This is a genomic window from Nostoc cf. commune SO-36, assembly GCF_023734775.1.
Classification (GTDB): Bacteria; Cyanobacteriota; Cyanobacteriia; order Cyanobacteriales; family Nostocaceae; genus Nostoc; species Nostoc commune_A.
Map to the genome: position 1 here is coordinate 137,508 of NZ_AP025733.1, position 19,471 is coordinate 156,978.

The window sequence follows — 19,471 nt, forward strand, 5'->3', positions numbered from 1 at the left end:
CTTCCAAAAAGGGATGTCCAAGTTTACGTTCCAAAAACATCCAAAAAATAGCATAAAGGAAAACTAAACGGCTCAAACTCTATGCCTGTATGCAAAATAAAGGTTTTGGTAATAGCGATGGTTATGGCAGAAAGCGATGCCTTCGGCGGCAAGCTACGCAAAGTTTGTGATAAATTTACTAGTTAAGGAAAAAGTTGGCATTTGAGTACTATTTATCTGAATTTGCCTCCATGTTCTTGTTCCATTTCTGTTATTATGTCCATTTTCTTTTTCCAAACTTGCGTAGCTTGCCGCCGAAGGCATCGCTTGATTAATACCTTAACGAAGTTATAGATATTTCAGCTTCCAACTTGTCCAACTTCTCTTTCCAAAACTTGTCCACAATCTTCTTCAAGTCACAAGATGCCCCAAGTGCTATGTTGAAGTACCTGCGGGAGTTGAAGCGACCGTATTTGACAGCGTTTGAGGAAGAGCTTTTGAATTTTCTTTTTATAAGTGATCATATTCCCTGCCTCAACTGGGGCGTGAGACTACGTTGGGCGGGTACGACGGGAATACTCTGTTACTTCATCAGGGAGTAATGGAATGGGATTACACTTTTTTGCTTTTGCGTATTCAAATATTTGAATACGCAAAAACTTAAATACTAGCCTAATTTGGCACCTGGATGACTATTCTCAACAACAAAGGAAGCAAAGGTGTATACAGGGGCATCTGGACGACTTACAGTTGTAACAATACGCAGGTCAGCCTGCCAACGTTCATAGTTAAGGTTGACTCGGAAGTAGCCTCGGCGATCGCCATCAAAGAACTTAATGTGTGGGTTTTCTGGAATCTTCGGGCCGTAGTAGGGGCCGTAGACATTGGCATCACCATTGCTAGTAATCGAAGGAGTCACAAACTCTGTAGCCACAGTTGGAGAGTTAAAAGCCTTAAAGTCCAGCTTGAGGTCATTGACAAATGTAGAATGCCAATCCCCAGTAATCACCACTGGGTTAGAAATCGGGCGGCTGGCGATGTGGCTTAAAACACGATTACGTGCGAGTGGATACCCATCCCATGAGTCGTTCCAGAAGATTCGCCTGGCCCAATTTTATGATCTAGCTCTGCCATCAGCACTTGTTGAGCAAGTATGTTCCAACGTGCTTGAGAACGATCAAGACCATCCAGCAGCCAGCGCTCCTGCTGAGAACCAAGCATGGTTTTAAATGGATCTAGTGCTGCTGGGCAACGGGGTGTTTCACCGTCACCGCATGGCTGGTCGCTACGGTACTGGCGGCTATCAAGTACGCTAAACTCCGCCAGATTACCAAAAGTCAGCCGACGGTAAATCAGCATATCTGGCCCCTGTGGTAGGGAAAATTCCCGCAGTGGCTGATGCTCATAATAAGCCTGATAAGCAGCAGCACGCCTTTCGAGAAACTTTTTGACCGCGATCGTTGTTTTCCGAAATGTCATCGGTATAGTCATTTTCAACTTCGTGGTCGTCCCAGGTGACTGTAAAGGGAAACAAGGCGTGAGCTTTTTGTAAATCCGGGTCAGTTTTATATAGAGCATATCGAAGGCGGTATTGCTCAAGGGTATTCGTTTCTTTTCTAAACTCTTCAGGTAAAGAAACGTTGCGTACACCACCTGTGGCAGGGATGCCGTATTCGTAAATATAATCACCCAAGTGAAAAACCAAATCTAAATCTTCTTCAGCTAGGCGACGATAAGCAGAATAGAAACCATCCTCCCATTTTTGGCAAGTAACAAAGGCAAAGTTGAGCTGATTCAACCTAGTGCCAATCGCTGGAGCAGTACGGGTACGACCAATGGCACTCTCTTCATTACCCACTTTAAACTGATACCAATACCAACGGTTAGACTCTAAACCACGTACATTCACATGAACAGAATGCGCTAATTCGGGAGTTGCTAATGTCACGCCCCGTAGCACAACTTGTCTCATGTTTTCATCCAAAGCAATTTGCCATCGTACTGGCACATTCACCTGTGGCATACCGCCACCATTTAAGGGATCTGGAGCCAGCCGCGTCCATAGCACTACACTATCTGGTAAAGGATCGCCAGAAGCAACACCCAGGCTGAAGGGATAAGCAGAGAATCTTGACAGTGCAACAACTTTATGAGTCCAAAGACTAGCAATAGCGCTTGCGGTCAATGTGCCGGCACCGAGCAGAAAGCGTCGCCGCTTTGCTGTAGTGGATAGCAAGCCCTGGAAATGTACACGCTCCATAAAAGTCCTTGTTGAGATTTCTACAATAAAAGGGAATAAAAAACCTAAATAATAACCATCTAGTTATTAACAAGATTAATTACCAAATCGGGTTTAATTAGGGCTTAAGAAGTTATTAATATTGCAATAATTTATTCACAATCAGTCTTACGAATACTTGCCTGAAGAATGTGAGCAGATGCAGTCCTTGAGCGATGCCTGCGGCAGGCTATTCGGTGTCGTATTAGTAGGTTGCGGGACAGTGGCAAGCTAGAAGCGCCAGCAGAGGCAGTTTTGAAGTGTTTAGGAGAGTTGAAGCGCTCCTATTTGACCCAGTTTGAAGAAGAGCTTTTGAGTTTCATTGAACAGAAATGCCAAGTTGAGGATTAGTCGAGACGAGCTTTCCTGTTCAAAATACTGCTTCTTCCAAGACATCGGATACCCAAAACAGATACATCAAATAAACCCGGCGCTGTATTCAAATGCTTATCTAGTAAGCTTTTGGGTACATCAAAAGTTGATTGATGTACGACTAAATAGCGGTAGCAATGAGCGAAAAATTTTGCTGTTTTATTTTTCACAAGTCGCTGTTGCAAAACGGGCGGTGTACGATGCCTGCGGTGTTCTCGTTGCCATCGCGGTTGTTGCCCCTAGTGTCAGCCATGCTATATCTACCCCTAGTCGCTACTCACTAGTCGCTACCTTACTAGTCACTGCACCATCGGGGATGGTCAATGTATCTAGCTTTATGAGTGTGCTATTCGAATTTACTTAATTTAGTCTTTCTTTTCTAGCTAATGAATGTCAAATCAATGATACTATCAACTTGGTTATCTCCAGGTATAAATGGTAAAACTGAGGTAATTTCCTCAATCCCCTTTGCTCCTTTAAAAGTCCCAGTGCCATTGACAATTCCAAAATTTAGGACATCAGGACGTTCAGTCTGATTAAATGTACCAAGTGTGTATAATTTACTGCCATCCTCAAATTCAATCGTTTCCTGAATTATCGAAATGATATCGCCGTTTGCTCCCTGTACGTATCGTTCAGTAGCGTTTTTCGTTGCCACGATTTCATCTGTATTAGGGTCGATCAATTTCGTTTCAAACGTCTGGACATCCCCAGCACTAAGTCCTGGTTGTCCTCTATCAATCCTTTGGAAATTATTCGTTACTATTTCCTCTAATTTTAAAGAGGTAATATCTCCAACTAACGGCTCGAAAGAGGTAATGTAACCAAGTAATGCATCATATATAGTTGCAGCCACTACCTTACTCCTCCTATGCTCTCCTACATAAATATTATTAAACTTGAGTTACGATTTGGCGGATATTAAATTGTTTTAATAATTCAATACCTTCGCCAATTTACGAGGGTGAGATGATGATGCTTTAACCATTAACTCCCATTTCTCTGATGCTTGGCAAAAACAATCAGTCCTAAAAATTCCTTTAAGGTTTCCCACAAGGTTTTTTTTCGTATTGACGGCAGGATAAGGGTTTCAGATTTAAAACTACCTTTCCATCAAAACGCTTATGTATGCTTAATTTTGCCAGTTTTGCCGAAATTGATCTAGGCTCTTATTTTGGCAAAGGTATTGTAAAGCGCTATTTATTTAATTCGTAATACTTAGGCTTACCTCGACCCCGCTCGGCACAAATCGGTCAGTACAAGTTCGTAATTTGTAATTTTTGGGTTTCATGCTGCTAACGATCGCAACGACACACTTTCCAGCAACAGAGTTAGGCTATCTGTTACATAAACACCCTGACCGTTGTCAGTCTTTTTCTCTTTCTTTTGGACAGGCGCACGTCTTCTACCCGGAAGCAAATACCCAGCGATGCACAGTAGCGTTGCTGTTGGATGTTGACCCGGTGAAATTGGTGCGGGGACGTAGTGCGAGGCTAGAACAATATGTAAACGATCGCCCTTATGTTGCTTCTTCATTTTTAAGTGTAGCGATCGCTCAAGTATTTAGCACAGCTTTAGCAGGTCGCTGCAAAGAGTTCCCAGAACTAGTAGAAACTCCTATTCCTTTGACAGCGAAACTTTCTGTCTTACCCTGTCGCGGGGGTGAAAATTTTCTGCGGGAACTGTTTGAGCCTTTGGGTTACAGTGTGAGTGCCCAAGGTCACATTTTAGATGAGGAATTCCCTGAATGGGGGCAGAGTCAATACTTTAGCGTCGAACTTCAGCACACTTTGCCCTTAAGCGACTTATTAAGTCACCTCTACGTTTTGATTCCAGTATTGGATGACGATAAACATTACTGGGTAGGCGATGAAGAAATCGAAAAATTACTGCGTCATGGCGAAGGTTGGTTAACTGCACATCCAGCGCGAGAACAAATTACCAAGCGCTACCTAAAACGACAACATCGCTTAACTCGTCTGGCTTTAGCCCAATTAGCAGAGGAAGACAATCCCGATCCCGATAGTGCTGAGGAAAGCCATGCAGAAGAAGAAGCAGCAGTAGAAAAGCCCATTAGTCTGAATCAGCAGAGAATGAATGCGGTGATTGCTGCTTTAAAGCAAAGAGCTGCAAAGCGGGTGATTGATTTAGGCTGTGGTCAGGGAAATCTCTTGAAACTCCTGCTTAAAGATGGTTTTTTCGAGCAAATTACGGGTGTCGATGTTTCCTACAGGGCGCTAGAAGTCGCTCAAGAACGATTAGACCGTCTGCATCTCCCTCGCAATCAATGGGAACGTCTGCAATTATTACAGAGCGCACTCACCTATCAAGATAAACGGCTCAGTGGCTACGATGCGGCGACGGTGATTGAGGTAATTGAGCATCTCGATTTACCGCGTCTGGGGTCATTTGAGCGAGTCTTGTTTGAGTTTACCCAGCCCAAAACCGTGGTGGTGACAACGCCCAATATTGAGTACAACGTCAAATTTGAGAACTTGCCTGCGGGGAAACTACGGCACCAAGACCACCGCTTTGAATGGACGCGCGCAGAGTTTAAAAACTGGGCAAATCGGGTAGCAGAGCGCTTTAGCTATACTGTGGAATTTCAACCTGTAGGCACAGAGGATGCAGAAGTCGGTTCACCCACACAGATGGCAGTGTTTAGCCGTAATTCCTAATTTCATTTTATTTATTTGTTCCTTTGCGCCTTTGGCATCCTTAGCGGTTGGTTAAAAAAATTATGAAAATAACTATTCCTGAACTATCCCTAATTGTCCTTATCGGAGCTTCTGGTTCCGGTAAATCAACTTTTGCCCATAAGCACTTTCAATCCTTCGAGGTACTTTCCTCAGACTTTTGTCGCGGCTTAGTTTCTAATAGCGAAAATAGCCAGTCCGCCACCAAAGATGCCTTTGAGGTGTTGCACTTCATCACTGCCAAGCGGCTAGCAGCAGCTAAACTGACTGTAATTGATGCTACCAACGTGCAGATGGAAGATCGCAAACCTCTGCTGCAAATGGCACGACAATACCATTGCTTTGCGATCGCGATCGTCCTCGACTTACCAGAAGAATTATGCCATGAACGCAACCAACAGAGGAGCGATCGTCAGTTCGGCTCCCATGTAGTGCGGCGGCATAGCCAAATGTTACGACGTTCTCTACGTGGTTTGGAAAAAGAAGGTTTTCGTTATGTCTATACTCTCAACTCTTTAGCAGAAATTGAATCTGTTGAAATCGAACGCCAACCCCTTTGGAACAACCTAAAACACGAACACGGCCCCTTTGATATCATTGGCGACATTCATGGCTGTTACGACGAACTCGAAACATTACTCCAACAATTAGGCTACCAAATCTCTTCATCTCCCCCTGCTCCCCCTGCTCCCCTCTGGGACACTCCTACTTACTACCACCCCCAAGGACGGAAAGTTATTTTTTTGGGGGATTTAGTAGACCGTGGCCCGCGTATCTTAGATACAGTCAAGCTGGTGCAAAACATGGTTATGGCAGGTACAGCTATCTGCGTTCCTGGTAATCATGAAAACAAGCTATTGCGGAAACTACGAGGTAAAAATGTCCGAGTCAATCATGGGTTAGAGCAAACCCTACATGAGATTGAGGCGTTATCCGATGAAGTGCGCGAACCCTTCACCAAAGAACTGCAAAAGTTTCTGGATTCCTTAGTAAGTCACTACCTCCTAGATGACGGACGGTTAGTGGTAGCTCACGCAGGTATGAAACAAGAAATGCAGGGGCGGGGATCTGGTGCGGTGCGCGAGTTTGCTCTGTATGGTGAATCCACTGGCGAGATTGATGAGTTTGGCTTACCTGTTCGCTACAACTGGGCGGGAGAATATCGGGGTGAAGCGATGGTAGTTTACGGGCATACTCCTGTACCAGAAGCAGAATGGCTGAATAACACTATTGATATTGATACAGGCTGCGTCTTTGGCGGCAAACTCACTGCCCTCCGCTATCCAGAAAAAGAATTAGTAAGCATTCCGGCTGCTCGTGTATACTGCGAACCTGTGAAACCTTTGTTACAAAATACAGTTACCCGCACATCTCAACAGGAACTTGATGATGTCCTGCACATTGAGGACGTATTGGGTAAGCGCCTCATCAACACGCGACTTAAGCCCAACATTACCATCCGGGAAGAAAATGCGATCGCAGCTCTAGAAGTGATGAGCCGTTTTGCTGCCAATCCGAAATGGCTGATTTACTTACCCCCCACCATGTCCCCTGTGGAAACATCTTCAATACCGGGATATTTAGAACACCCAGCACAAGCCTTTGCCTACTACCAACGGGAAATCACTGAAGTAGTTTGCGAAGAAAAACACATGGGTTCACGGGCGGTAGTAGTTATTTGTCGGGATTTAGTAGCTGCCGAGAAACGGTTTGGCGTGGTGGATGAAAGTATCGGTATCTGCTACACCCGCACAGGAAGACGCTTCTTTGATAATCCAGCATTGGAGGCGGAACTATTGGCGCGGGTAAATGCTGCCCTTTCCCAAAGCGGCTTTTGGGAGGAGTTTAATACTGATTGGGTGTGTCTAGACTGTGAATTAATGCCTTGGTCAGCCAAAGCACAGGGACTACTGCGTGAACAGTATGCACCTGTGGGAGTGGCATCAAGCCTTGCTCTTAATGATGCTGTTAACTTATTGCAACAAGCAAGCGATCGCAACGTCGAAATCAGCAACCAACTCAGTCATTACCAGCAACGTGCAGAAATGGCGCATCAGTACATCATCGCCTACCGTCGCTACTGCTGGTCTGTTACCGATATTTCTGATCTAAAGCTCGCACCTTTCCACATCCTGGCAACAGAGGGAGCCGCTCACATCGACAAAGACCATCGCTGGCACATGGAGCAAATCGCCAAAATCTGCCAACTAGACCCCGCCTTACTTCTCGCAACTGCCTATAAAGTGATAGATTTGACTGACCCCAGTAGCCAGGCGGAGGGTATTCATTGGTGGGAAGAACTGACTGCTGCGGGTGGTGAAGGTATGGTTGTCAAGCCAATGCAATTCGTAGTCCAAGGTAATCGCGGCATTGTGCAGCCTGCGGTGAAGTGTCGCGGACAAGAATATCTGCGAATTATCTACGGTGTGGAATACTCAGTGCCGGAGAATTTGCAACGTCTACGGCAACGTGGGTTATCTCTCAAGCGTTCTCTAGCAATGCGGGAGTTTGCTCTAGGCGTTGAAGCATTGGAGCGATTTGTCTCTCATACTCCTCTGCGTCGCGTGCATGAATGTGTTTTCGGGATTTTGGCGCTAGAGAGCCAATCTGTTGATCCGCGACTTTAGTTTTTGATTATGAGGCATTGCTGAATATAAAGTATGGTGATTAGGCAGGAACTAATAGATGGAATGGCACTAAGTTAAGCGCAAACCCTTGATATAACTGGTTTTTGGGTGTGGGGTGTAGGGTTGCAGGTATTGGGGAATCAAGAAGATGTTGAATTCCTTGATGCAACTAAAGTTTAATTGTCTAAAACACTACACCCAACACCCTACCCCCAACACCCTGCCCTAGCGAGGTTTCACGTTTTCTTAGTGCCATTCCTAATAGATGCGATCGCCTACGACCCGCCGTAGGCGATCGCCTAAGACTTACAAATGAAACCTGAAACTGTCAAAATTTACCTAAAGTCAGCTTGAAAAGCTCTCAAGGGGACAGTTGAAGGCGCTATCGGCAATCCTCAGTAATTGGAATATCATGGCTTATTGGTCTGCGCTGCGGCATACATTTTATGGTGGCCATCCAGTAAATAGTGAGCTAAACACCAATGCTCAGTAGTCTCAGGATTACCCTGCCAAACGGCTGGCTGCTTAATGTCCAAAACTGCACTCCCTGGCTGTCTAATCAGTATATTTAAGCTTATCGATTAACGATTTTGCTAGGATTCAAGCTTTCAACCCGGATTTCTCACCACATCTCGATTAAGCCTTGTGCAGGTGAGCAGGGGAGCAGGTGAGAGTTCAAATACCAAGTTCTTTCCCCTCTGCCCCTCACCTTGTGAGAAATGCGGGTCAAATCTATTCTTATATACCGATAAGACAGTCAGGGGTATATTGTCAAAAACTAAATTGGAGTTTTAGATGCCGAGTCAAAAGAAAGAGCCAAGCGGATGTGGATGCTCAAATATTCCGATCTCTATAATCCTAATTATCTTAGGAGGTGGTTATTGGTGGTTTAGTCAGAGAGGATATTTAGAAATAAGCAAGTTTTTAGATAATAGTAAGAAGATAAATATACATATTTTTAACCCCACTATAACTAATTCTCCAACTATTACTCCAACTGCTTCTATAGCTCCGTCAGTTCCTGTAAAAATTACTTCAACATCATCTTCTAACAATAATAAAATTTTCCCAAAAGTAATCCTAAAAGAAAAAATCCAATTGCCTCAAACGCCTTGGGAAAAGAAAGTAATGAGAGGAATTTATTTAACTCGCTATCAAGTTACCAATAATGCTGACGAACAAACGATTCGTGAAAGAGTTCGTTACTATCGCTCTCAAGGAATTAATACAATTATTCACGGAGTTTGGGGCAATGGTTGTACGATGTATAATAGTGAAGTTATGCAGCAAAGCTTTGGGTATAAAAGTTGTCCAAACCAGTTTCAAGACCAATGGTTAAATTGGTTAATAGATGAAGCACATAAGCAAGGGATGCAAGTTCATGCTTACTTCGAGAAGGGAATTAAAATAGATAAGAATAGCCCGATTTTGATTTAGCTATTAATCGGAAATGGATTGTTCCAGGAGTGGATAAAACCTACTCTGGAATTGATCATTATGTACTGGATGTGGAAATTCCTGAAGTTGCTAATCTTTTTAAAAATATATTAGTAGAGTTTGTCAAGAAATATCCCAATATTGATGCAGTTCAATGGGATGATTATTTAGGTTATTATGCTGGATTACCTGGGAAATTTGACCGGACTGAAAATTTAACCCGATTTGTGCAACAGATGGTAACTTCTATGAAAAAAGCTAATAAATCGGTGAGTTTTGATATTTGCCATCATAACCCATATTGGGCTAAAAAATATTTTGCGGCTGACTGGGAAAAATGGGGTGTAGATCGTGTATTTATTCAAGCTTATAATGATAGCAATTTTGTTGAAGAATTAAATTACGCTCAAAAATATGCTGGAGTTGCAATTACAGATCGGCAGCTTGGACGTTTAAAAGAATTAGTTGATAACCCAAAAATTAAAAGTATCTTAGTTTTTCCGTTTTCGGGAAACCCAGAAAAAACAGCTTCTAGCTTGAAAAACTCGCTTTGAAGAGTAAGAACCCGTAGGCGCAGCCCCTTAAGTAAACATCGCTAATTAATTTTTCTTATTCTTTCTGTACTGATTGAGCAAGTATTGTGGATTGCTGATATACATCTCTGTATAACCGCACTGACCACAAATATATGCTGTTAATGTCCCAGTGTGAGTTCCTTTAAATATGAGCGCTTTTGGATTTTCGTAAATTTCTACTTGCAGATCCTTTTTAAACTCTTCTGTGTGGGTAACGATACGAACGTTTGGAATTATATTTTCAGAACCACATTTAACACACGCCAAAAGTTCAATTTCTTGTTGATCTGGATACTCGGCTAGCCCTATTGATGTGACTAAGACTGGCTGACCTTTAATGCTAGAAGGAGCAATTTCGTCAACTCCTTGGAATGACTTGTCCTCGATTCCATCGTTTGAGGTACCACAACTCCAGCAGAAAGAGAAAGTCTCTTCATTCTGCTCATGGCACTTGCAACATTTCCACATCTGTATTACCTCTGCAAAAGAGTTGACGTTAGACAAGTTTAAACCAATAACAATTTTACTCACATTAGGCGAAGCAAAAAGGTTAGAAAAATTCTTGATAAGTTGAAAACAGGCAAGTAGTCAGCAGCCAAGGCAATTGACGCTTTTATTGAGGAACTGGGTGCTGTAAAGTCAGAACACAGCCAGCAACTGTAGAATTAGATGTAGCGAGTTAGAATTTTTGTGCTGGCGACTATTAACCAGTCGACTTAATCACACCTTGGTTAACTAAATGTTCAAGCTGAGAATGATGCTGTGTATGCTCCCGTAGCAACTTGAGTTGCTCGTAAGTGAGAATGTGTAACCCAGGACGGACAACATAACCTTGAATAGTAATGCTTTGTGGTTGCTGGCTATCGGTGCGGTTGTAGGAAATTGAAGGCATATTTACAATTACGTAAGTTAGAACTCATTAGTAGAAGAAAGTTTAATTCTTCATTCTTTTACAGCTTCACACAAGTTCCTCTTAAAAGGTGACAATAGGATGAATCAATGCCAAAGTATACAGAAAATTCCTAATAGAAGCGCTCATATTATGCAGGTTCTGTAAAAAAGAGGATCAAAGGATTAGGTTACGATAAATTTATACAATAAGGCTGTTATATTAATAGTCGGCATTGCTAACACTCTATAGATTTGTAATACATGGGAGTCAAACGTTATCGCAATTCCAAAACAACTAATCAACTCGCAAATCAAGTCACCCCAAGTTTTCTTGATTGACCATGAGAATAATAATCGCGGTTTAACTGATACCAATGAAGCATTACAGCTAGCCGAAAGCCTAGAGTTAGACCTAGTATTAGTGTCTGAAGGAAAAGAGGCTCCAGTTGCAAAGATTCTGAATTAAGTAAGTCGGCGTGAAAAAACCAAAGTATGTAAAGATAAGTAAATACGTAGAATGTATCTACCGAGGTGGCTAAGACATGGGCGCTCGTTTAAGGGTATTTTTGACTCGTGAGCAGGATAAAACTCTATTAAATCTAAGAACTACGGATGCACCGCAGAAAGTGAAAGACCGAGCAGAGGTAATCAGGCTGAATGCACATGGTTGGTACGTAGAAAAAATAGCTGCTCATTTTAATTGGACTCCACAAACAGTAAGAGAAATCTTACATAAATGGCAGAAACTAGGTCTAGAAGGGCTTTGGGAATTACCAGGTAGAGGAGGAAAAACCAAGTACTCAGAAGAAGACATAGTTTTTTTGGAAGAATGCCTCAAAAAAGAACCTCGTACATACAACAGTCATCAACTAGCTCAAAAACTATCTAGCGATCGCCAAGTTAAATTGAGTCCCGACAGATTAAGACGGGTACTCAAAAAAAGGGGGTCATTTGGAAAAGAACCAGAAAGAGTCATAAAGGAAAACAAGACCCTGTAATACGGGAAAAAAAGCAAGCGGACTTAGATATGCTGGAATTAGCTGCTGCTGCTGGAGAAATAGACCTAAAGTATTTGGACGAATCCGGGTTTTGTGCATGGAGCGAGCCTAGTTACACTTATTACCAACGAGGTGAGCAAAAACGTTTAGAACAAAGCAAGCGTCGTGGTCGTAGATTAAGCATTATTGGGTTTCTTCAGCCAATAATCAGTTTTATTTACGGTCTGGTGATTGGAGGTGTTGACAGAAAATCTTATATCCAGATGATGGAGCTTGAAGCCCTTGATGCCCAAAAGATAGGGCGCATCAGAGTCATAGTACAGGACAACGGTCCAATACATCGATGTAAACAAGTGCAGCAATTATGGTCAAAGTGGGAACAGATGGGTTTGTACATTTTCTTTTTGCCGAAATATTGTTCGGAAATGAACCCAATTGAATTGGAATGGCAACACCTGAAAAAAGATGAACTAGCAGGAAAAATGTTTGATGACGAGCTAGAACTTGCTTATGCCGTAATTGATGGTGTCCAAGCTAGAGGGGAAAAAGGAAACTACAGTACACAACGTGTTAAATTTAACTTTAACTCCTTTGGTTAAACTTTCGTTACATACTTATAAATTTTCCCGCCGACTTACTTATGGCAAGCTTCAGTATCAAAAGAAAAAGCGTCAGGCACAAAGTGCTAGACCAGTAGTAAAAGAAGTTCGGTTTGGTTTAAATATAGGTGTAGCTGATTATAAGTTACGCATTGAACAAGCAGTTGGGTGGTTGAGTAAAGGTGATTCGGTGAAGTTTGCTGTTCGTTTACGAGGTCGGGAACATCAATATCGTGAGCAAGCTGGAGAACTATTAGATCGGGTTGTGACTGATCTCAACTCTGTAGGAAAAGTTCAATCACTTGATAAGCGTTCACTAATTGCTTTAATCATTCCTGCCTAAATTACTTTTTAAGCATGGCTTGATATTTGGCACTTATTTCAATTATAAAATTAACTTGTGGAATGTACACACCAGCCGCGATTGCTATGTTCAAAATCTGTTCAAAAGTGAGATAATTCAGGGATTAGGCACTAGTCAGAGATGGGAGCTTGTAGATTTATACGAGCGCAGATATGGCGATACACGCAGGTTCGGCTTTAATGTTCGAGCTTGGAACGCTTACGTGAGTCTCTTTGATGGCTCATTGGACGTTCTTGTTGAGCCGCTCCAAATAGTGAAAGCATTGACCTCTTATAACTTTCTTTTTTACGCTATTTTTGGCTATTGGCTAAGTCTTCATTGTGGGATGGCTATCATGTTCCGCAAAGGCATTTAATCAAGCGACACCGGACAGCCCGTCGTAGACATCGCTCAAGCAGAGCATAGTCTATCATCTCCCCAATCGATTCCCTCTCTTATTGCCAAAAGCCCTGCTGATGTGGGCTATTGGAGTGATGAGTAACGTGTTGTTTATTCAAGTTAATCAGGATAATATACCTCGATTAAGAACAGGAAACTTCAAATGAGAATTTTTGTTCCAGGCCGTCTTTGTTTGTTTGGAGAACACACTGACTGGGCAGGAGAATATCGCAGTGTTAATCCTCTTCTCGAAAAGGGCTACACCTTAATTGTTGGTACTAATCAAGGAATTTATGCCAATGTCTTGCCTAATTCTACTGAATTAATTATTCGTGCTTCTCTCAATGATGGCAGGAGTTATGAACCGTTGAGATTACCTATGGAATCTAATACCCTGAAATGCATAGCGGCAAAGGGTGGTTTTTTTAGTTATGCTGCTGGTACAGCATATCAAATTCTGACTCACTATGATGTTGGCGGACTTGAGGTTGATAATTATCTAACCGACTTACCCATCCAAAAGGGATTATCTTCGAGTGCTGCCTTTTGCGTTCTGATTGCGAGGGCTTTTAATCGTCTGTATGGCTTGAAGATGACAATTCGTTCAGAAATGGAGTTTGCCTATCTGGGAGAAAGAACCACTCCTAGCCTTTGTGGTCGTATGGATCAGGCTTGTGCTTATGGAAATCGCCCAATATTGATGATATTTGATGGTGAAAAAATCGACTTACTCGAATTGAAAGTGAGTGAGGATTTGTTTTTTGTGATTGTCGATCTCGGCGGGAGCAAAAACACACAAGAAATACTAAGACGATTGAATCAGTGTTATCCTTTCGCTACTAATTCAATAGAGCAAAATGTCCAAAAATATTTTGGTTCTATTAGCTCTGAAATTACCCAGGCAGCAGTTGAAGCAATACAACTCGGAGATGCCCAACTTCTTGGAGCTTTAATGACAAAAGCCCAAGCGGAATTTGACCGATACGTAGTTCCGGCTTGTCCCGATCAATTAACTGCAAAAAATCTACATCTGCTTCTCGCTCATGAGCCACTTAAGCCTTATATCTTTGGAGGAAAAGGCGTAGGTTCTCAGGGGGATGGCACTGCACAACTGATAGTTAAAAATCAAGAGAGTCAAAGAAAAACTATCGAAATTATTAAGCGTGATTTTCCTCAAATGCAAGCGTTACAGTTAACTATCTCAAGCTAACAACTCCCATGATGGGAGCAAGTTATGCTCAGGGACGAAAGTTGAGTTTCTTTAATACCTCAATGAGTGGAGGATGACTCACCATTCTCCTCAATCATCTTCCAATTACGTATCTGAGGCTGAAGTTCAGTAATTTCAGTCTCAGTTACTGACGGCAAATCACCACTATAAAGAACACAAGTTTTTTGTAGTAAAGCTTCCACTGTTTTTGCTCCTTCACGAGTCACAATTTCAATTAAGTGTGCAGTAAGACATCGTTTATTGTGAAACTGGGCTTAGTCATCTTCATCCATTAGGCGACAACGGCTTTGGGTCTTGCAAGCAAGTCGAGAAGAACGCTCTCGTACAATAGTCGCTAAATCTGGTCGTCCTGTTAGAAAAAGTCGCCAATCAGCCCAAATTCCATATAGGAAGTCGGCAATAGCACCGATAACTGGTAAGGAAGTTGCAGCATAGACCCAACCCATCCCCAGAATTTCGTAAATGCGATGGAAAACTTCAACATTTTTAACTAGCGTTCCGTCTGGCAACACAGCATGAATACGCCCCATTGCAGTTTCATAGTCAACACCGCCATCTGCTTGGGGATTGTAGTCATCAGCTGCAATATCTACAAACGCCACCAGCCCTCGACCCGCGTCCCGCTTTTTCAAAAAGTTAACCTCACGCAGACACAAGGGACATTGTCCGTCATACAGCAGTTTGATTTTCCACGACGGCAGAGTGGATAAAGGCTGGTCTAAAGAGTTGTTACAACCGTGGGATTGGATTTGTGGTGAGGACATTTTGGGATCTTAACTAGGTTTATTTCCTTACATCAAGCGTAACGCCTCTGGAATTATAGGGTTTGGCCCATTCGAGCAACGCGTAGCTTGCCGCCGTAGGCATCGCTACTAGCGTGAAGGGCGTAATCCGAAAACCAATGAGCCAATGACTATTCCAGCAACCATTGTGCCTGCGTTTTCTGCTGGGAAACAGTTTAAAGAAAAAGTAGCGCCATAGATCAATTGCTTTACCACTAGCAATTCAATCACCGCAAAGCTGTAGCAATCGCTGTTCTCAACACAGGATATGGCAATGTTAGGGGAAACGGAAGTGTTGAGTTGCAGATATTACACAAGCGCGATCGCGCTTTGCATTTTGGGTATTTTAAAATAGCGTTTACTCAATATTGCCATGTTTAAAGGATTTGGTCGCCGTCAGAAAAAATCGGTACTTGAGGACAATGAACTGACTACAGGTATTGTGCAGCACCCAGTTACTAAACTTTGGCAGACTTGGATATCATTTACTGGTCATGATATACAGTGCATTACTGCCCATAATCAGCGAGAGGATGCTGGTAGAGTGGCTAAACAGATGGCTTCGGCTTGGAGTGAAGGGAAATACAAAACTGGGGAAGAGGTAACAGCTTTTATTAAATCTCTGCCGACTGATGCTGTCATAGACCCATTGCCCCAAGATGTTGTGATGCAATTGAGTCAACAGGCATTAAGCGCAAGGAAGTAAGAAAGAGCGAACGCTCTAAATTGAATCATCTAGAAAGCCGCATTCACAATCCCAATGCACTCTTGAGGTGTAGTCTCGGTCAAAGGATGCACCGCACTGGGGGCACTTGCCAGTAAACATTGGATGCCAATCAAGTAACTCCAGCTTTTGCTGTCGCGTCCACCTCTGTTGTGGTTGCAGTATTAATTCACCGTTGTAATAGTTGTAATAACTGGCCTCTTCCAGTTCCCATAGTTCTGCTGGTTCGGCGTTGGGGTCAAGTCGAAAGTCCAAACAACTATCCCCCTGTGGCCCTGCTGGGTGAAGGACACAGACTATGTGAGGATTGTGGCGATTAAAGAGACAGCGATGTCGAAGGCGGGCTACGCCTACGCAGTCGGGAATCTTCATAGTACCAGTGTACTGCCACAAAACAGCGATCGTTCCCATTTTGTGAGGTGCATTGCTTCATTAGCCAATGGCTGTCCTGGGGCTTTACCCTGAACTAGAACAGGGGCATCGATACCACAAAGCTCAACTGACATTTGGCTACCATCGGTTTGACGAACTGTGATGCTGTCCTCATCTGCCACTTGGGTAGCTGTCCATTCTTCGGTAAGAGCGATAGATGGCTGGTTAGTCCTTTGAAAAATCAAGATAGCGGTGATCATAGCTCCAGCGATGCCTGCGGCGGTAAACTACGCAGTTAAGATTATGGCAGTTCTCCACAATGGCTTCATGTTGCTAACTCTGTTGTCACAATATTAAGAAAGCACAATTCTTTTCCTTAGTTAACTTGGCAGTAAAATTGTTTTTGGACTTCCGTGTATCATTAGCTCAATAGGTATTGAACACCAACTGGTGTTACCAAGAAATGCTAATGAACAACGCTTATTATAAGAGTCAGTCAGCAAACTGAATCTTGCCTATAATTCTTTAGATAATTAAAATCAGTTCATATAGCCTGTCTAAAAATATAGTATAAGCTTAACTAATTTAGTAGATATCTTCTAATAGGCTATAGCAATTGATTTTTTTATAGGTATTTTTGACTTATTTTTCTTTTATACTTACTTGTTGAAAGAGACGTGCATATCCTAAAGCTAGGATATATAAACACTTTTCTGCTTGTACACAGCATTTAAATAAGAAAATCTGGTTACAAAACCGATATTTTGATACTGATTATAAGGCGATAGTAGATGAAAGAAAGTTGTATATTTTTACTGTAGAAATAAAGAGAAAATAAAAAATGATTGACTTTAGCCTCACTCAAGAACAAGAGATGTTGCAGTCTCTTGCGCGTGAATTTGCTCAAAACGAGATTAGTCCTATTGTTCAGATAATTGAAGAGTCTAACAATTCAGAGATGGAACCTTGGGATTTCTGCAAAAATGTGTTTTATAAGGGGTCGGAATTGGGATTTACATCCTTAATGGTTCCAAAAGAGCTAGGAGGTGTAGGTGGAAAGTGCATAGACTTGGCTGTAGTGTTAGAAGAAATAGGTGCTGTTGATGTCAGCATTGCTTGTAGCTACTTCAATCTCACCGCAGCTATGTCACTGTTTGTCAGCAGAGCTGCAACCCAAGAACAGCAAAAACGAATACTATCTTTTATCAATTCTGGAAAACCCTATCTATTCAGTGCCGCAGAGAGTGAACCTAATGTCGCCACCTCAGATATGTTCTGCCCCTTGCCAGACTCTAATATTGGGATGAAGACCTTTGCAGCACGGGATGGCAATGGATACATTCTCAATGGAACAAAATCTTCGTTAGTTACAAATGCTGGAATTGCGGATAGCTACTTTATCATTGCACGTACAGCGATGGATAAACCATTACACGAAAGTTTGTCTATTTTCTACGTTCCAGGAGATACACCAGGGATTAAGTTTGGCAAAAAGACACAGATGATTGGTTGGAAAGCTTCTCATCATGCTGAGATTTATCTGGATAACGTCCCAATCGCTATGGAAAATCTGATTGGACTTGAAGGTGGAGCCGCAAAACTACTGATGTTGCTTCCAGAAGTAGCTATTGGGCTGGCAGCTTCTTATGTTGGTTTGGCTCGTGCTGCTTATGAGTATGCTTTGAATTATGCCAAGCGAAGAGTCAGTTGGGGTCGTCCGATTATCGAACATCAGTCAGTGGCTTTAAAATTAGCGGACATGATGATTAACACTCAAGCTGCAAGACTGATGGTATGGGATGCAGCAGTTACAGCAGAAACTTCTCCCCAACTTGCCGCCACAATCAAAGCACCAGCTGCCAAGACTTTTGCAGTGGATGTTGCAATCAAAAACGCACAAACAGCAGTTGAAATTCTTGGGGGCTATGGGGTAACAAAAGAATGTTTGGCTGGCAAGTTTCTTGCTGATGCAACTATCGGGTATTCGTGTGACTTTACGCGAGAAATCTTGCGTCTGGGGATCGTGAACTTTTTGTAAGAGATTAAGAGTAGCTAGTTATTTCCAATAGCTGGCGTGCCAGGACAATATCTTATACCAAGTTGCCCGTTGGGTTTAAGAAAAGGCTTTTTCGTTATATTTGACGAGTTGAACAACAAATAAACCTGACAGATGGAATTTTAACTAATATTTTAAAAATCCCCTTAAATCAATTAAAAATTACACTTATTCAGAAATTGCAAAATATGTTGAGATGTAATTTGGGGTTGTTCAATTTGAGGGGCATGACCACAATTTTTAAGTTTTATTAATTGAGAATTTGCAATGGAGCGCTGAAATTTTTCTGCATCCCCGAGTGGGAGCATATCATCAGCTTCTCCCCATAAAATCAGTGTTGATTTGTCAATTTTGGCAATTCTATCTGCCAAGTTGGTATAACCTCCAGTTTTGACATAATCAATCATAGCATCATACCAAAGTGGCATTTGTTGATGTAGCATGGCGCACTGAATTGCCAAAACTATTTTGGGATCAAAATTAGGTAAAACACTACATAAGTTTAATGCCAGTATGTGGCGCTGACGCAGGTATTCAACAGCCAAAAAGTCAAAAGGAGGAAATAAATATTTGCTAAAAGCAGGAGAGCTAGTGTAACCTAAACTATTAATCAATACTAGCGATTTTACAATTTGAGGATAAGTGAGAGTAAAATCGATTGCAGTTGCACCTCCCATTGATGCGCCTACTAGTACGATTGGTCTATTGATTAAAGTTTTCCAAAAATTGTAAAGGTGAATTTTGATTGTAGCTGGGCTGTAATTTATTTGTTTTTGTCTTTGTGTAAAGCCAAAACCTAACAAATCTACTGCCCATGTTTCATTTTGAGCAGCAAGTAATGGTAACAGAAGACGGAATTCAAGGATGGAACTGTCGAAGCCATGAAGCAGCAGAATTGGTGTGACTCCATAACCTTTCTGAATATAGGTTGTGGGGACTGGTTGATCACTTAAAGAGGTAGCAAGGCTAACTTTCTCGATACTTTGGACGAAAGCGATCGCCTCTGGGTCTGTTAGTTGATTAACTTGTAATGGCAGAAAATTAGGAAACATTAAAGCAATATAATAAGACGTTTTGAAAGCGATAGATTATTTAACTGCAAGAAGAAATTA

The 19,471-nt window shown here is 42.2% G+C and carries 17 protein-coding genes and 3 pseudogenes; 11 read left to right on the plus strand and 9 right to left on the minus strand.

What is annotated here, in order from left to right:
- Positions 1-646: 646 nt before the first annotated feature.
- A pseudogene (locus ANSO36C_RS31330) lies at positions 647-2,239 on the minus strand (alkaline phosphatase D family protein).
- A 358-nt stretch (positions 2,240-2,597) separates the two neighbouring features.
- Between ANSO36C_RS31330 and ANSO36C_RS31335 the strand changes: the two are divergent.
- Complete coding sequence (locus ANSO36C_RS31335; RefSeq protein WP_251960509.1) at positions 2,598-2,993, plus strand: hypothetical protein; 396 nt, start codon at positions 2,598-2,600, stop codon at positions 2,991-2,993.
- Positions 2,994-3,008: 15 nt separating this feature from the next.
- On the opposite strand, the gene ANSO36C_RS31340 is transcribed toward ANSO36C_RS31335, so the two are convergent.
- The gene (locus tag ANSO36C_RS31340; RefSeq protein ID WP_251960510.1) at positions 3,009-3,485 is read right to left on the minus strand and encodes an allene oxide cyclase barrel-like domain-containing protein; all 477 of its coding nucleotides are present in this window, start codon (positions 3,483-3,485) and stop codon (positions 3,009-3,011) included.
- A gap of 433 nt (positions 3,486-3,918) precedes the next feature.
- Here ANSO36C_RS31340 and ANSO36C_RS31345 point away from each other — a divergent pair, with 433 nt between their 5' ends.
- The 3 genes and pseudogenes from ANSO36C_RS31345 (at position 3,919) to ANSO36C_RS31355 (ending at position 9,943) form a co-directional block, all read left to right on the plus strand.
- The gene (locus ANSO36C_RS31345; RefSeq protein WP_251960511.1) at positions 3,919-5,307 is read left to right on the plus strand and encodes a 3' terminal RNA ribose 2'-O-methyltransferase Hen1; all 1,389 of its coding nucleotides are present in this window, start codon (positions 3,919-3,921) and stop codon (positions 5,305-5,307) included.
- 62 nt (positions 5,308-5,369) lie between these two features.
- Complete coding sequence (locus ANSO36C_RS31350) at positions 5,370-7,952, plus strand: polynucleotide kinase-phosphatase (protein ID WP_251960512.1); 2,583 nt, start codon at positions 5,370-5,372, stop codon at positions 7,950-7,952.
- 795 nt (positions 7,953-8,747) lie between these two features.
- Positions 8,748-9,943: pseudogene (locus ANSO36C_RS31355) on the plus strand (family 10 glycosylhydrolase).
- A gap of 45 nt (positions 9,944-9,988) precedes the next feature.
- Here the strand turns inward: ANSO36C_RS31355 and ANSO36C_RS31360 are convergent.
- A complete protein-coding gene (locus ANSO36C_RS31360) occupies positions 9,989-10,495 on the minus strand; it encodes a hypothetical protein (RefSeq protein ID WP_251960513.1) in 507 nt (168 codons plus the stop codon).
- 172 nt (positions 10,496-10,667) lie between these two features.
- Positions 10,668-10,856, minus strand: a complete 189-nt coding sequence (locus ANSO36C_RS31365; protein ID WP_251960514.1) for a hypothetical protein — start codon at positions 10,854-10,856, stop codon at positions 10,668-10,670.
- 309 nt (positions 10,857-11,165) lie between these two features.
- On the opposite strand from ANSO36C_RS31365, the gene ANSO36C_RS31370 reads away from it, so the two are divergent.
- The 4 genes from ANSO36C_RS31370 (at position 11,166) to ANSO36C_RS31385 (ending at position 14,404) form a co-directional block, all read left to right on the plus strand.
- Complete coding sequence (locus tag ANSO36C_RS31370; protein ID WP_267145381.1) at positions 11,166-11,321, plus strand: hypothetical protein; 156 nt, start codon at positions 11,166-11,168, stop codon at positions 11,319-11,321.
- 76 nt (positions 11,322-11,397) lie between these two features.
- Positions 11,398-12,452 (plus strand): IS630 family transposase gene (locus ANSO36C_RS31375; protein WP_251955754.1). Its coding sequence is split into 2 segments (ribosomal slippage): positions 11,398-11,790 and positions 11,793-12,452, totalling 1,053 coding nucleotides; the frame shifts between segments, so codons are not numbered across the junction.
- Positions 12,445-12,795, plus strand: a complete 351-nt coding sequence (gene infC, locus ANSO36C_RS31380) for a translation initiation factor IF-3 (RefSeq protein WP_251960516.1) — start codon at positions 12,445-12,447, stop codon at positions 12,793-12,795. Before ANSO36C_RS31375 ends, infC begins: the two co-directional genes overlap by 8 nt.
- Before the next feature lie 562 nt (positions 12,796-13,357).
- The gene (locus tag ANSO36C_RS31385; RefSeq protein ID WP_251960517.1) at positions 13,358-14,404 is read left to right on the plus strand and encodes a mevalonate kinase family protein; all 1,047 of its coding nucleotides are present in this window, start codon (positions 13,358-13,360) and stop codon (positions 14,402-14,404) included.
- Positions 14,405-14,463: 59 nt separating this feature from the next.
- On the opposite strand, the gene ANSO36C_RS31390 is transcribed toward ANSO36C_RS31385, so the two are convergent.
- Entirely contained in the window at positions 14,464-14,631 is a 168-nt protein-coding gene (locus tag ANSO36C_RS31390) for a hypothetical protein (protein ID WP_251960518.1), read from the minus strand.
- A gap of 48 nt (positions 14,632-14,679) precedes the next feature.
- Positions 14,680-15,189 (minus strand): thiol-disulfide oxidoreductase DCC family protein, encoded by a 510-nt coding sequence (locus tag ANSO36C_RS31395; protein WP_190937919.1) that lies wholly within the window; start codon positions 15,187-15,189, stop codon positions 14,680-14,682.
- Between the two features lie 52 nt (positions 15,190-15,241).
- Here ANSO36C_RS31395 and ANSO36C_RS31400 point away from each other — a divergent pair.
- Together ANSO36C_RS31400 and ANSO36C_RS31405 are read left to right on the plus strand one after the other, a co-directional pair.
- Positions 15,242-15,406 (plus strand): annotated as a pseudogene (locus ANSO36C_RS31400) (HU family DNA-binding protein); the annotation flags it as partial.
- Positions 15,407-15,580: 174 nt separating this feature from the next.
- Positions 15,581-15,913 (plus strand): hypothetical protein, encoded by a 333-nt coding sequence (locus ANSO36C_RS31405; protein WP_251960519.1) that lies wholly within the window; start codon positions 15,581-15,583, stop codon positions 15,911-15,913.
- A 15-nt stretch (positions 15,914-15,928) separates the two neighbouring features.
- On the opposite strand, the gene ANSO36C_RS31410 is transcribed toward ANSO36C_RS31405, so the two are convergent.
- Entirely contained in the window at positions 15,929-16,342 is a 414-nt protein-coding gene (locus ANSO36C_RS31410) for a hypothetical protein (protein ID WP_323374626.1), read from the minus strand.
- A complete protein-coding gene (locus ANSO36C_RS31415) occupies positions 16,300-16,563 on the minus strand; it encodes a hypothetical protein (protein WP_251960520.1) in 264 nt (87 codons plus the stop codon). The genes ANSO36C_RS31410 and ANSO36C_RS31415 overlap by 43 nt, the downstream gene beginning before the upstream one ends.
- 581 nt (positions 16,564-17,144) lie before the next feature.
- On the opposite strand from ANSO36C_RS31415, the gene ANSO36C_RS31420 reads away from it, so the two are divergent.
- Entirely contained in the window at positions 17,145-18,341 is a 1,197-nt protein-coding gene (locus tag ANSO36C_RS31420) for an acyl-CoA dehydrogenase family protein (protein WP_251960521.1), read from the plus strand.
- A 173-nt stretch (positions 18,342-18,514) separates the two neighbouring features.
- On the opposite strand, the gene ANSO36C_RS31425 is transcribed toward ANSO36C_RS31420, so the two are convergent.
- A complete protein-coding gene (locus ANSO36C_RS31425; protein WP_251960522.1) occupies positions 18,515-19,411 on the minus strand; it encodes an alpha/beta fold hydrolase in 897 nt (298 codons plus the stop codon).
- Positions 19,412-19,471: the final 60 nt, after the last annotated feature.